The sequence below is a fragment of the Streptomyces sp. NPDC017448 genome (genome assembly GCF_044330565.1).
In the GTDB taxonomy this organism is placed as follows: domain Bacteria; phylum Actinomycetota; class Actinomycetes; order Streptomycetales; family Streptomycetaceae; genus Streptomyces.
In genome coordinates this window covers 105,557-117,681 of sequence record NZ_JBIRLM010000022.1, presented here as the reverse complement: position 1 = coordinate 117,681, position 12,125 = coordinate 105,557, and the positions used below count along the sequence as shown (strand labels likewise).

9 protein-coding genes are annotated in these 12,125 nt (G+C 72.3%); 4 read left to right on the top strand and 5 right to left on the bottom strand.

The window, feature by feature from the left end; translation table 11 throughout:
* Positions 1-106 precede the first annotated feature (106 nt).
* A complete protein-coding gene (locus ACH4K1_RS28165; RefSeq protein WP_398092386.1) occupies positions 107-1,786 on the top strand; it encodes a (2,3-dihydroxybenzoyl)adenylate synthase in 1,680 nt (559 codons plus the stop codon).
* A 61-nt stretch (positions 1,787-1,847) separates the two neighbouring features.
* Here ACH4K1_RS28165 and ACH4K1_RS28160 read toward each other — a convergent pair whose 3' ends face one another.
* From ACH4K1_RS28160 to ACH4K1_RS28145, 4 genes are all read right to left on the bottom strand, one after another.
* A complete protein-coding gene (locus ACH4K1_RS28160) occupies positions 1,848-4,112 on the bottom strand; it encodes an ArnT family glycosyltransferase (protein ID WP_398092385.1) in 2,265 nt (754 codons plus the stop codon).
* A 67-nt stretch (positions 4,113-4,179) separates the two neighbouring features.
* Positions 4,180-4,893 carry a sugar phosphate nucleotidyltransferase gene (locus ACH4K1_RS28155; protein WP_398092384.1) on the bottom strand — a complete coding sequence of 238 codons (714 nt, stop codon included), beginning with the start codon at positions 4,891-4,893 and terminating at the stop codon, positions 4,180-4,182.
* 14 nt (positions 4,894-4,907) lie between these two features.
* Complete coding sequence (locus ACH4K1_RS28150; RefSeq protein ID WP_398092383.1) at positions 4,908-5,903, bottom strand: SDR family NAD(P)-dependent oxidoreductase; 996 nt, start codon at positions 5,901-5,903, stop codon at positions 4,908-4,910.
* A 137-nt stretch (positions 5,904-6,040) separates the two neighbouring features.
* Positions 6,041-6,757: a methyltransferase domain-containing protein gene (locus tag ACH4K1_RS28145; RefSeq protein ID WP_398092382.1), complete on the bottom strand. Its 717-nt coding sequence runs from the start codon at positions 6,755-6,757 to the stop codon at positions 6,041-6,043.
* A gap of 230 nt (positions 6,758-6,987) precedes the next feature.
* Between ACH4K1_RS28145 and ACH4K1_RS28140 the strand changes: the two genes are divergently transcribed.
* Positions 6,988-8,202 (top strand): glycosyltransferase, encoded by a 1,215-nt coding sequence (locus ACH4K1_RS28140; protein WP_398092381.1) that lies wholly within the window; start codon positions 6,988-6,990, stop codon positions 8,200-8,202.
* Positions 8,199-9,092, top strand: coding sequence for a ChbG/HpnK family deacetylase (locus tag ACH4K1_RS28135; RefSeq protein WP_398092380.1), 894 nt, complete (start codon positions 8,199-8,201; stop codon positions 9,090-9,092). Before ACH4K1_RS28140 ends, ACH4K1_RS28135 begins: the two co-directional genes overlap by 4 nt.
* Positions 9,093-9,221: 129 nt before the next feature.
* Here ACH4K1_RS28135 and ACH4K1_RS28130 read toward each other — a convergent pair whose 3' ends face one another.
* Positions 9,222-9,665, bottom strand: coding sequence for an enediyne antibiotic chromoprotein (locus ACH4K1_RS28130; protein ID WP_398092379.1), 444 nt, complete (start codon positions 9,663-9,665; stop codon positions 9,222-9,224).
* A gap of 864 nt (positions 9,666-10,529) precedes the next feature.
* Here ACH4K1_RS28130 and ACH4K1_RS28125 point away from each other — a divergent pair.
* Positions 10,530-11,687, top strand: coding sequence for an epoxide hydrolase family protein (locus ACH4K1_RS28125; protein ID WP_398092378.1), 1,158 nt, complete (start codon positions 10,530-10,532; stop codon positions 11,685-11,687).
* The last annotated feature ends 438 nt before the right edge of the window (positions 11,688-12,125 follow it).

The window sequence follows — 12,125 nt, the reverse complement described above, 5'->3', positions numbered from 1 at the left end:
GGGCCCTGCGGGCCCGCCGGGGCGGTGTGCCCCCCTTGGGCCCGGGAGCGGTCCTCGTCAGTCGTGCCCGCCACCTGGGGTGGGGGGCGGAGCCTACGGAGCAGCCATGCAGGAGACAGCGGTGGGGCGGGCGCGGGGGGGATTCGTTCCCTGGCCCGAGGATGTTGCGGCCCGGTATGTGAGCGCCGGGTACTGGGAGGGGCGTTCGCTGGGGACGCATCTGGCCGAGGCGGCGCGTGCGACGCCGGACGCCGTGTGCCTGGTCGACGGTCCGGTGCGGATGAGTTACCGGGAGTTGATGGTGCGCGCGGATGCGGCGGCCGTCCGGATGGGGGGGCTCGGGCTGCGGGCGGGCGACCGGGTGGTGGTGCAGTTGCCCAACGGCTGGGAGCACGTGGTGGTGACGGTGGCGTGTCTGCGGTTGGGTGTTCTGCCGGTGTGGGCCCTGCCCCAGTACCGCTACCGCGAGCTGGCGGGGGTGGTGGCCCATGCCCGGGCCAGGGCCCTGGTGGTGCCGGACGTGTACAAGGGGTTCGATCACCAGGGGCTCGCGCACGAGGTGGCGGGGGCGCATCCGGTGCTGGAGTTCGTCTTGGTGGCGGGGTCGGGGGTGGGGCCGGACAGCGTCGGTCTGGGGGCGTTGTGCGAGCCCGTGGAGGCGGGTGAGGCGGCGCGGGCCGCGGCCGCTCTCGATCTGTCCGCGCCGCGTGGTGAGGAGGTCGCGATGCTCAAACTGTCGGGCGGGACGACCGGGTTGCCCAAGCTCGTGGCCCGTACGCACAACGATCTCGTCCACATGATCAAGCGTGCTGCCCAGGTGTGCGGTTTCGGGTGCGGGACGGTGTATCTGGCCGTTCTGCCGCTGGGGCACGGTTTTCCCAATACCGGTCCCGGGGTGCTGGGCACGCTTCTGTCGGGGGGGCGGGTGGTGATTTCGCGGTCTCCGGAGCCGCAGGCGGCGTTCGCGGTGATCGAGCGGGAGGGGGTGACCGCCACGTCCGTGGTGCCGGCGGTGGTCGTGCGGTGGCTGCGGTACCGGGAGGAGGAGGGTGCGGGCGTCGATCTGGGGTCGTTGGAGTTGATGCAGGTCGGGGCCGCGCGGCTGGAGCCGGAGGTGGCCCGGCAGGTGGGGCCGAAACTGGGGTGCGGGTTGCAGCAGGTCTTCGGGATGGCGGAGGGTCTGCTGTGCCTGACCCGCCTGGACGATCCCGATGACGTGGTCCATCACACTCAGGGGCGGCCGGTCAGCCCGGGCGACGAGATCCGGGTGGTGGACGCACGGGGCAGGGAGGTGGGGGTGGGTGAGCCGGGGGCGTTGCTCACGCGGGGCCCGTACACCCCGCGCGGCTACTACGACTCGCCGGCCGCGGACGCGCGGGCGTTCACGGCGGACGGCTGGTACCGGACCGGTGATCTGGTACGTCGGACGCCGGAGGGCAATCTCGTGGTGGTCGGCAGGGAGAAGGACCTCATCAACCGGGGCGGGGAGAAGATCAACGCCGAGGAGGTGGAGGGTTTCGCGGTGCAGGTCGGCGGTGTCGTGCAGGCGGCGGCCGTGGGGGTGGCGGATGTCGAACTGGGCGAGCGGGTCTGTCTGTTCGTGGTGCAGGCCGAGGGTGTGCGGGTGGAGCTGGCCGATGTGTGGAGGGTGATGGAGCGGGCCGAGGCGGCGTCGTTCAAGTTTCCGGAGCGTCTGATCGCGGTCGACTCCTTGCCCACCACGCCGATGGGGAAGATCGACAAGAAGGCGCTGCGCGCCGCCGCCGGCCGGTGGTCAGGCGCCTGAGACCGTGCGAAGGGCTCCCGGCCGGCGGCAGCGGCGGGGAGCCCTTGTCGGGTCGTGGACGTCATCCGCAGCGGTAGAGGGCCGCGTCGCTGAAGCCCGGTACCGGCAGTTGGGCCCGGTCCTCGTCGAAGGGTTCGCCGCCGTAGGCGTCGGGGTCGACGGTGCGGCAGTGGTCGCGTACCCAGGCGAGCCGCTTTTGCTGGACGCTGCCGCCCATGCCGGCCATGCCGCCCAGTCTCGCTTCGCCCGGGTGGGCGGTGAGAACGAATTTCAGGTCTCCGGCCTCGACCCACTCGTTGAGCTGGTGGATCGTGGGTGAGTCGTCGGCGCCCAGGAAGCCGCCCATGCCCACGACCGGGGCGCCGGTTTCGATGATGAAGGAGGAGGAGGCGAGTCCGCCCCCCTCGACGGCGAGCGTGATGCCGGCGCCGTCGGAGTGGTCCTGGGCGTACTGGAGGATTCGCCGGTTGTCGGCGGAGAGTTCGGAGCCGCCGAAGCCTTTTCCGGGAGAGGCGGGTTCGTTCTGGCCGGGCGCCGGGAGGCCGCCGGGGGGTTGCGTCCCCGGGGGCGGCTGCGGGCCGGGGGGCATCTTCATCCCGCCGGGCATCTCCATCCCCCCGGGCATCTCCATCCCGCCGGGCATCTCCATCCCGCCGGGCATCTCCATCCCGCCGGGCATCTCCATGCCCCCGGGCATCGGGGCACTACCGGGGGGCATCGCTCCGGGGGGCATGCCGCCGGGGGGCATGCCCTCCGGGAGCTCCCCGCGCAGCAGGGCGCTGAAGGCGCTGTTGGGCGGGCCCGCGGTGGGGAAACCGCCGTTGTCGGCGGCCACGGCCGCGGTGCCCCCGGACCACACCGCGGGGGCCAGCAGCATCGCCGCGGCCCCGGTGATCAGCCCGGCGTGCCCCAGGGGGCGCCGGCCCGGCGACAGTTTGGCCACCACCAGGGCGAACACCGCCAGGGCGGCGAGCCCCAGCGCCGCCCACCGGCTCCAGCCGTGCCAGGAGGCGTCCCGGGAGACCAGGACGAACGCCCACAGCGCCGTGAGGGCGACCGCGGCCGGCAGGAGCAGCCACTCCCGGCCGCGGGGGGTGGAGTATTTACGCCAGAGCAGGGCGATGCCCGCCGCGGAGACGGCGGCGAGCGCCGGCGAGAGCATTGTCGTGTAGTAGGTGTTGAAGATGCCCTGGGTGAAGCTGAAGACGCCCCCGGCCAGCAGCAGCCACCCGCCCCACAGGAGCCAGCCCGCCCGCTGCACGGGGTCGCCCGGGATCTCGAACCACAGGCGGCGGTAGCCGGCGGCGCCCACGACGGCCAGGACCAGCAGGGCGAGCGGGAGCAGCCAGGAGATCTGGTCCCCGACCTCGGCGGAGAACATGCGGGTGGCTCCGGGCATTCCGCCGGAGAGCCCGACCATCGCCAAAGGCACGTTGATCCCGGACCCGCCGGGTTGCTGGCCGGTGCCGAGCAGGGCGCCGAACCCGTTGTAGCCGAAGACGAGTTCGAAGGCGCTTCCGTCCGTGCTGCCGCCCATGTAGGGCTTGTCGCCCGGCCAGAGGTCGTGCAGGGCGGGCCACCAGAAGGAGGAGAGGACCAGGACCGCGCCGGCGGCCAGGACGTCGTTGATCCTGCGTCTGAGGGGGCCGGTGCTGCCGAGCAGGAACGCCAGGGCCAGGACCGGCACGATGATCCACGCCTGCAGCATCTTCGCCGTGAAGCCGCAGCCCACGAAGAAGGCGCACAGCAGCAGCCACCTGGTGCGGCTGGAGCCGGTGGTGGCGTGGATCGAGCGGGTGAGAGCGTACGCGGCGGCGACCAGGAGCAGCAGCAGGAGGGAGTCGGTGTTGTTGTCGCGGTTGATGGCGACGGTGATGGGGGTCAGGGCGAGGATCAGCGCGGCGAGGAGCGCGACGCGCTCCCCCGCCCACAGGCGGACCGTGCGGTGGAGCAGGAAGACGGTGGCCACGCCTTCGAGGGCCTGGGGGAGCAGGATCGACCAGCTGTGGTATCCGAAGATCGCCGCCGAGGCGGCCTGGGGCCACAGGGCCAGCGGCGGTTTGTCGACCGAGACGGCGCCGTAGGGGTCGGCGGCGCCGAACAGGAAGTTGGTGGGGCTCTGGGCCATCGACCGTACGGCGGCGGAGTAGTAGGCGTTGCCGTAGTTGCTGGAGCCGATGAGCCACAGGTAGAGCAGGCCCGCCAGCGCGCAGATCCCGGCCAGTGCCCAGGCCTTGGCGGGGCTGCGGCCGTCTTGGGCGAAGGGCGCCGGGTGGTGCGGGGGGGAGGCGGTCACCGACGGGGCCCCGTGCGTAACGGAAGTCATGCTCTTCTTCATCCCTTTCGTCTCTGGTACGTCCCGTCGGAAGGCGGCGAGGGGCGGTGGCGCGTCCTCATGCCCCTTTGAGCAGGGTTCCCTTGATGGAGTCGAACTCGGCGTTGGCGCGGTCGTAGTCGTCGGGGCGGCCGATGTCCAGCCAGTACCCGTCGAAGGGGTACTGGGCGGGGTGGATGCCGCGGGCGAGCAGGTCCAGGACCAGGTCGTCGAAGCCGAAGGGCATGTGGGAGGGGTAGGTTTCCAGGGTGGTGCGGCTGAGGCCGTAGACCCCCATGCTGACCCGGTAGTCGACGGTGGGTTTCTCCACGAAGCGGACCACGTGGTCGCCGGCCGTCGTCAGTACGCCGAAGTCGATGCGGACCTCGCGCGTGCAGGTCGCCACCGTCAGCGGGGCCCCGCCCTGGGTGTGGTGGGCCAGCACGTCGGCGTAGTCGAGGTCGGTGAGGATGTCGCCGTTCATGACCAGGAAGTGTTCGGGCAGGTGGTCCAGGATGCTCAGGACCGGGCCGATCGTTCCCCGGGGGGTGTCCTCGGAGGCGTAGGTGATGTGCATGTTCCACCGGCTGCCGTCGCCCACGAAGGTGCGGATGAGGTGGCCGAGGTGTCCTATGGCGAGGGTCACCTTGTCGAAGCCCTGCTGGGAGAGCTGGCTCAGGACGATCTCCAGGATGGAGAACTCGTCGCCGATGGGCACCAGGGGTTTGGGCAGGCGGCTGGTGTAGGGCCGCAGCCTGGTGCCCTTGCCGCCTGCCAGGATCACTGCGTGCATGTTCCGTGTCCCTTTCAGCGGTGGTAGAGGGCCGGCCGGTAGCCCGCCCGGTTGGCGGGGTCCTGGAACCATTCGATGGTGTGGCGCAGGCCCTCTTCCCGGTCGGTGCGGGGGCGCCATCCCGTGCGGGCGCGCAGTTTCCCGGCGTCGCAGACCAGGCGGACGACTTCGGAGTCCTTGGGTCGCAGGCGCTGGGGGTCCTCGGTGATCGAGGCGTGGGCCCCCATCAGCCGCATGATGTCGGTGGCGAGCCGGCCGATGGACACCTCGGTGCCGGTGCCGGCGTTGAAGACCTCTGCGACCACCGCCGAGGCGGGTGCGGTGCCGAGCGCGACGAAGGCCTCGGCGGTGTCGGTGACATAGGTGAAGTCGCGGGTGGGGGCCAGGGAGCCGAGGGTGATCCGGGTGGCTCCGGCGGCGAGTTGGCTGATGATGGTGGGGATCACGGCGCGCGCCGACTGGCGGGGGCCGAAGGTGTTGAAGGGCCGCAGGGTTACCGCGGGCAGGCCGTAGCTGAGGTGGTAGGACTCGACGAGTTTGTCGGCGGCCACCTTCGTCGCGGCGTAGGGCGACTGGGCCTGCAGGGGGTGGTCCTCCGCGATCGGCACGGTCCTGGCCGAGCCGTAGGTCTCGCTGGTGGAGGTGTGGACCAGGCGGGGCGTCTGGGCGGTGCGCACCGCTTCGAGCACGTTCAGCGTGCCCGTGACGTTGGTGTCCAGGTACGAGCGCGGCGCCTGGTAGGAGTACGGGATCGCGATGAGGGCCGCCAGGTGGTAGAGGACGGTGGCCCCGTCGGCCAGCGCCAGTACGCAGGCGGGGTCGCGGATGTCGCCGGGGTGCACCTCCACCTGGGCCATCACCTCGGCGTCGAGCCGGTCGAGCCAGCCCCAGGAGGCGAAGGAGGTGTACTGGACCATGGCCCGTACCCGGTGGCCCCGCCGTACCAGCGTCTCGACCAGGTGTGATCCGATGAATCCCTCGGCCCCGGTGACCGCTACGAGTCCGGGCATGGATCCTCCTGGGTTGGTGTACCGGGAATCTGCCGGTGCGGCGGGGCGCTCCCCCGCCCGCGGGCGCCTCTACGGTCACACACGGCGCTGTGCTCGTGCTTCTTCCAGGGTGCGGGCCTGTTCCCCGCCGGGGGGGTTCATCGGGCCGGCCGTAGGGGGGTTTGCGCGGGTGTGGCCAGGAAGGTCCAACGGGCTTGGTTGTTGCCGATGTTGGGTCGTATCCGGTGGCCGGAGAGGCCGGCCCGCCGGGCCCGGGCCGTCATCTGGGTCTCGTCGATCCGGGTGAGGCCGAGGTGGTGGCGGCGGCGTGCGTAGGGGGAGAACGCCAGCCGTAGGAGGGCGGGGGCCGCCTCCCGGAGGAATCCCTCGCGCCGGGCGAAACGCAGGAGTTCGGCCGTGTCGGAGACCAGTCCCGCCTCGGGGGGCACGAGGTCTCCGAGGAGGAGCCGGCCCCCGGCGCCCAGCAGGCGGCGGGCCTGTTCCAGCAGGGTGTCCAGTTCGGCCGGGTCGAGGTACTGCGCCACCGAGTGCACGACCATCAGGTCGATGGATGCGGGGGGCAGGTCGGCGAGTTGGCGGGGGGAGATGACGCGGATGGCCCGGTGGTGGGCGAACCGGTCCGAGAGCCGGGCCCGGATCGTCTCCGCCGCCTCGCACAGGACCACTTCCTCGCAGGCCGCGGCGATGCGCGGGGCGCACAGGGCGTCTCCGGGGCCGTAGTCGAGCACGCGTCGGGCTCCTGGGGGGAGCAGTCGGACGATGTCGTGGGCCACCGCCCGGTAGTGCCGGTCGCGGTGGCGGTCGCCGAGGTAGACGTCCTGCCGGCTGTTCCATTCCTCGAGCCAGGCGGACATGGCGGCTCCTTTGGGGCGGGCCGCCGCTCGCGGCCCGGCCGGGTGCGGGGAGGGGCGGGCCGTGGTGCGGCACAGTCTGGCCGATGTGCGGGGCGGGGCCGTCTTCCTGGTTGCGGTGCGGTGCGAGGCGGCGCAAGGGGGAGGATGCCGGGGGTGGTGGCGGGGGCCGACGCTGGGATCTTCCACCGTCCCATGCGCGCGTGCCGCGTGGCCATTGAAAGGCAGCGTCCATGACCGCGACCGCCCAGGAGTCCGCCGAACTGACGCGGGTGTCCTTGATCGAGATCGTGATTCCGGTGCGCAACGAGGAGAAGGCGCTCGCACGGAACGTGCACCGGTTGCGCGACTACCTCGTCCGGAACTTCCCCTACCCCTTCGTGATCACCATCGCGGAGAGCGGCAGCGCCGACAGGACGCGTGAGGTCGGTGAGGGGCTGGCCGCTCAGCTTTCCGAGGTGCGGTTCGTGAGCTTCGAGGCCAGGGGGCGGGGGCTGGCGCTTCGGCATGTGTGGGGCACGAGCCGGGCCGATGTGGTCAGTTACATGGACGCCGACCTCTCCATCGGTCTGGAGGGGTTCCTTCCGCTCATCGCCCCGCTCGCCTCGGGCCACAGCGACTTCGCCATCGGCACGCGGCACGCGCGGGGGTCGAGTGTGCAGCGGTCGTTGTTGCGCGCCACGCTCTCCCGTACCTACAACCTGATCCTGCGCGTGGTGCTGGGGGTGCGTTTCTCCGATGCCCAGTGCGGTTTCAAGGCCGGCCGGCGGGAGGTCGTGCAGGCCCTCCTCCCGGCCGTCCAGGACGACAAGTGGTTCTTCGACACGGAGCTGCTGTGTGCGGTGCAGCGTCAGGGGCTGCGTATCCACGAGGTGCCGGTGGACTGCCTGGACGATCCCGACACCACGGTGGTCATCGGCCGTACGGTCGTGGACATGCTCCGGGGGGTCGCGGGGGTGGCGGGCCGGCGGATGAGGGGGGCTTTCGGGGCTCCCCTCCCCTCCCACCTGCGGCGGCTGGGGGTGCCTGTGGCCCCGGGGCGCAGGTTCTTGCGGTTCGCGGTGGTCGGGGCGGCGAGCGGGCTCCTGCACGTCCTGCTCTATCTGCTGTTCGCCGCCGTGATGCCGGTGCTGGCGGCGAACGCGGTCGCTCTCTTCCTCGCCGCGGTTTTCAACACCGCGGCCAACCGCCGGTTCACCTTCGGGGTGCGCGGGCGCCAGGACGTTCTGCGGCATCAGGCCAAGGGGCTGGTCGCCTTCCTGCTCGGGCTCGCCTGCACCAGCGCGGCTCTGCTGGCGGCCGGTCCGCAGAGCGGCAGGGCCGTCGAGCTGGCGGTGCTGCTCGCCGGTGACGCCCTCGCCTCCCTGGTGAGGTTCGCTCTTCTGCGGCACTGGGTGTTCGGTCCCCGCCGGGGCCGGGGCCGGGGCGGTAAGGGGAGGGGGCGGTGACCGGGCGGCTGCTCGTCGTCAACGCCGACGACTACGGTCTCAGTGAGGGGATCTCCCGGGGCATTTTGAGGGCGCACGACGCGGGGGTGGTCACCAGCGTCTCGGTCCTCGCCGTCGGCCCGGCGGTGGCGCGTTCGGTCGCCTGGTTGCGGGAGCGGCCGGCGCTGGGGGTGGGGGCTCACCTGGCGGTGGTCGGGGAGGACCCTCCGCTGCTGAGCGCCCGTGAGGTCCCCACTCTGGTCGGCCGCTCGGGCTCCTTCCGCCCGGGCTGGCGGGCGTTCATGCGCGCCGCGGTCGCCGGGCGCGTGGACATGGCGGATGTGGAGCGGGAGTTCCGGGCGCAGCTCGATCGCCTCGTCGACGGCTTCGGGCTGGCGTTGAGTCACCTCGACACCCACCAGCACCTGCACCTCTATCCGCCGGTGGCGCGGATCGTGGCCCGGCTGGCCGCCGAGCGGGGCATCGGCGCCGTGCGGGTGCCCAGGAGCGCCGCCCCGGGTCCGCGGGGGTGGGTGATCCGTCACTGGAGCCGGGCTCTGACGTCCCGGCTGGAGGTCGCACAGCTGGCCTTCCCCCAGGCGTACGGAGGGCTGGACGAGGCGGGCGAGCTGACTCTCCCGCGTCTCGAAGCCCTCGTCGGCACTCTGGCCCGCGGCCCGGCCGGCGTCATCGAGGTCAACTGCCACCCCGGTGAGCCCACGGCGAAGGACCGGGCCCGCTACGCGTGGGGGTACCGGTGGGAGGAGGAGTTGGCGGGTCTGACCGCGCCGTCCCTGCGCCAGACGCTGCAGCGGCTGGATCTGCGCCTGGGAAGTTTCCGTGACCTCCCCTCCCCCGGTGTGCGGGGGCCGGGGGCGGGGCAGGGCGGCCCGCCCGGTCGTACGGGGTGACACGCCAGGGACCGCACCACGGCACAGGCCGTGGTGCGGTCCGGGGTGGAGCGTGCCGCGGGGAGCGGCGAGGTGGGGCGGTCAACCCCTCAACCGGTCACGCCGGTCGGCCGGTCAGCCGTCAGCCGGTCAGCTGAAGGAGATCGGCACGCCCTGCGGTCCGGTGCCGGCCGCGTTCGAGAGGCCGACCTGGCACTCCTCGGTGGTGCAGTCCACGGTGCCCCAGCGGGTGCCGTCGAAGAGGTAGCCCTCGAAGGAACGGCGGACCGTGAGCGTCGTGCTCGCGGAGCCGGCGGCGTTTGCGGTCACGGAGGTGAAGTCCGCCGGGTTGCACGCCAGGACGCCGGTGCCCACCCAGGCGCACTGGCCGACGTCGTAGGCCGTTCCGGCGTCCAGGCCCGCACCGTCGACCTTGACCACGGCGCCGTCGGACAGACCGGTCGACGGGGTCACCGTGGCCGTCGGCGCCGCGGCCGCGGCGGGGTTCTGGAACCCCACGACCAGGCCCAGCGCCGCCGCCGAGCCGACGGCGAACTTCGCTACTCGATTCCTGATGACAGAAATGGGAACCACTCCTTTGTCGAAACGAGGGGGAACAGCCGAAGGCGAAAACGAAATACCTTCGAAAGCTGCATCACCGAGATTACCCAGCCCGATCATGAGCGTCAACGAATACAAAAAGCATTCTGAGAGAAGCACGCAAAGCGTCGTCCGCGTACAATCCTGCCCCCCGGCAAGGGAAATCATTGAATTCCCGGCCCCCTCCCCCTCCCGCCCCCGCGCCCTGCCGTCCTGCGACATCAAGGGCCTGAGCAGGCACGATGCCGATTCGGAGGGGCGGCCATCGGGGGCGCCTCCCGGAATTTCCGGCCCCGCACGGGGCGCCGGCGGCGCCGGATTTCCCGGGGCGGCTGCAAGGATCCGGCCACTTTCCCGGCCACCACCCCGAGGGGTTTCAGAAGATTCGGGACCGGCGAAAGCAGCATACCAGTATACGCCGTGAACATTCATTACATATGCCGCATGCGAAGCCAGCGACCGCCCCATAGGCCCCGCCGGCCACGCAGAGGCGGCGGGGCAGGGGCGGCGGCGCGACCCCTGGCCGGGCCGACTTCTTTGGTATTGCCGGGCCTCGCCGGAGATCTTGCTGAGCCCCTGAGGCCGGTACTAGCGTGACGGCAGGTCAGGGGCCCGATGCTTCGACCGTCTTGGTCGACACCGGTGGCAGCGCCGCGGAAGCCGTCTTCAGGGCTGCGGCGCCGGTCAGCCGTCCGGTGGGTGCCGGTCCCCCGACGCGTGCCGCCCGAGCGCGCTCGCTCATCCGTCCCTCCCCCCTTCCGTCACGGCACCGGGGCGTCCCACGCCGCGCTGCCGTCGACCCGCGCGGCACACCCGCCGCGGTCACCACGGCGTCCGACCCTACGAAGGAGCTTTCCCATGCGGCCGTTCCAGGTCCAGATCCCCCAGGCCGACATCGACGACCTCAAGCGCCGGCTGAGCCAGACCCGCTGGCCCGACCTCGTCGACGTCGGCTGGTCCCGCGGGGCCCCGCTGCAGTACGTCAAGGAGCTGGCCGAGTACTGGCGGGACGGTTTCGACTGGCGCGCCGCCGAACGCCGTATCAACCAGTACCCGCAGTTCGTCACGGAGATCGACGGGGCCACCATCCACTTCCTGCACGTGCGTTCGCCCGAGCCGGACGCCACCCCGATGGTGATCACGCACGGCTGGCCCGGCACGCCGGTGGAGTTCTTGGACATCATCGGGCCGCTGACCGACCCGCGGGCGCACGGCGGCGACCCCGCCGACGCCTTCCACCTGGTCATCCCCTCGCTGCCGGGGTTCGGCCTCTCCGGGCCGCTCAAGAGCCCCGGCTGGGAGCTGGGCCGCATAGCCATGGCCTGGACCCAGCTGATGGCGAGCCTCGGCTACGAGCGCTACATCGCCCAGGGCGGCGACATCGGCGCCTTCACCTCGCTGCTGCTGGGCGCGATGGACCCCGCCCACGTGGCCGGCATCCACGTCAACCTCCTGCAGACCAACCTGAGCGGGGAGCCCGGGGAGCTGGAGACGCTGAGCGAGGCGGACAAGGCCCGCCTCGCCGTTTCCGAGCGCTTCCTCGACCAGCTGTCCGGCCCGATGAAGATGCAGTCGACCCGGCCGCACACCATCGGCTACATGCTCAACGACTCGCCGGTCGCTCAACTGGCCTACCTGCTGGAGATGTTCAAGCACTGGGCCCAGACCGAGAACGTCCCCGAGGACGCGATCGACCGGGACCTGATGCTGACCCACATCTCGCTCTTCTGGTTCACCGCCACCGGCGGTTCCGCGGCGCAGGCGCACTACGAGCTCAAGCCGTTCCTCCCGATCACCAGCCTGATCGGCCGCTCCCCCTCCCTCGACGTCCCCCTGGGGGTCGCGGTCTACCCCGGGGCGCTCTTCCAGCCGGTCCGCAGCCTGGCCGAGCGCGACTTCAAGCAGATCGTGCACTGGGCGGAGCTGGAGCGCGGCGGCCACTTCTCGGCCATGGAGGAGCCGGACCTGTTCGTCGAGGACCTGCGCACCTTCAACCGGACGCTGAAGAAGATCTGACCCCGGCGCGGGCGCGGTGGGCCGGGGAACCCTCAAGCCAGGGGCCCCGGCCCGCTTCGGCGTTCCCCGGCGCCGCCCCGGCAGGCCCGCCGCCCCCGGGGCGCCGGGGCGGGCGTCCCTGCGGCCCTCCGGCGCGCGGCGGACCGCAGGGGCCGCGGGCGGCCTCCTGGCGGCAGGGGCCCCGGGGGGTGCGGACCGGCAAGGGCCCGGGGGGGTCCGGTGGTGCGGTGCCGCCGGCGGGGCCCGGCGGCACGGCCCGGGGGGTCTGGGCGGCGCCGGGGCGGGGAAAGCGTCCGTGGGGGCGGGGGGCGCATACGCCTCATGGCCGGGGGGGGGGGGCGCCCCAGGGCGGGGCCCCCCCCCCCCCCGGCGGGGGTGCCCGCCGGGGGGGGGGGGGGGGGCGGGCCCCCCCCCCCCCCGGGGGCACAACACAAAAAC

Coding starts and splice junctions, on each gene's coding strand:
- ACH4K1_RS28140 (WP_398092381.1), top strand. CDS start 6,988: ATGACCGCGACCGCCCAGGAGTCCGCCGAACTGACGCGGGTGTCCTTG.
- ACH4K1_RS28160 (WP_398092385.1), bottom strand. CDS start 4,112: ATGACTTCCGTTACGCACGGGGCCCCGTCGGTGACCGCCTCCCCCCCG.
- ACH4K1_RS28155 (WP_398092384.1), bottom strand. CDS start 4,893: ATGCACGCAGTGATCCTGGCAGGCGGCAAGGGCACCAGGCTGCGGCCC.
- ACH4K1_RS28165 (WP_398092386.1), top strand. CDS start 107: ATGCAGGAGACAGCGGTGGGGCGGGCGCGGGGGGGATTCGTTCCCTGG.
- ACH4K1_RS28150 (WP_398092383.1), bottom strand. CDS start 5,903: ATGCCCGGACTCGTAGCGGTCACCGGGGCCGAGGGATTCATCGGATCA.
- ACH4K1_RS28145 (WP_398092382.1), bottom strand. CDS start 6,757: ATGTCCGCCTGGCTCGAGGAATGGAACAGCCGGCAGGACGTCTACCTC.
- ACH4K1_RS28125 (WP_398092378.1), top strand. CDS start 10,530: ATGCGGCCGTTCCAGGTCCAGATCCCCCAGGCCGACATCGACGACCTC.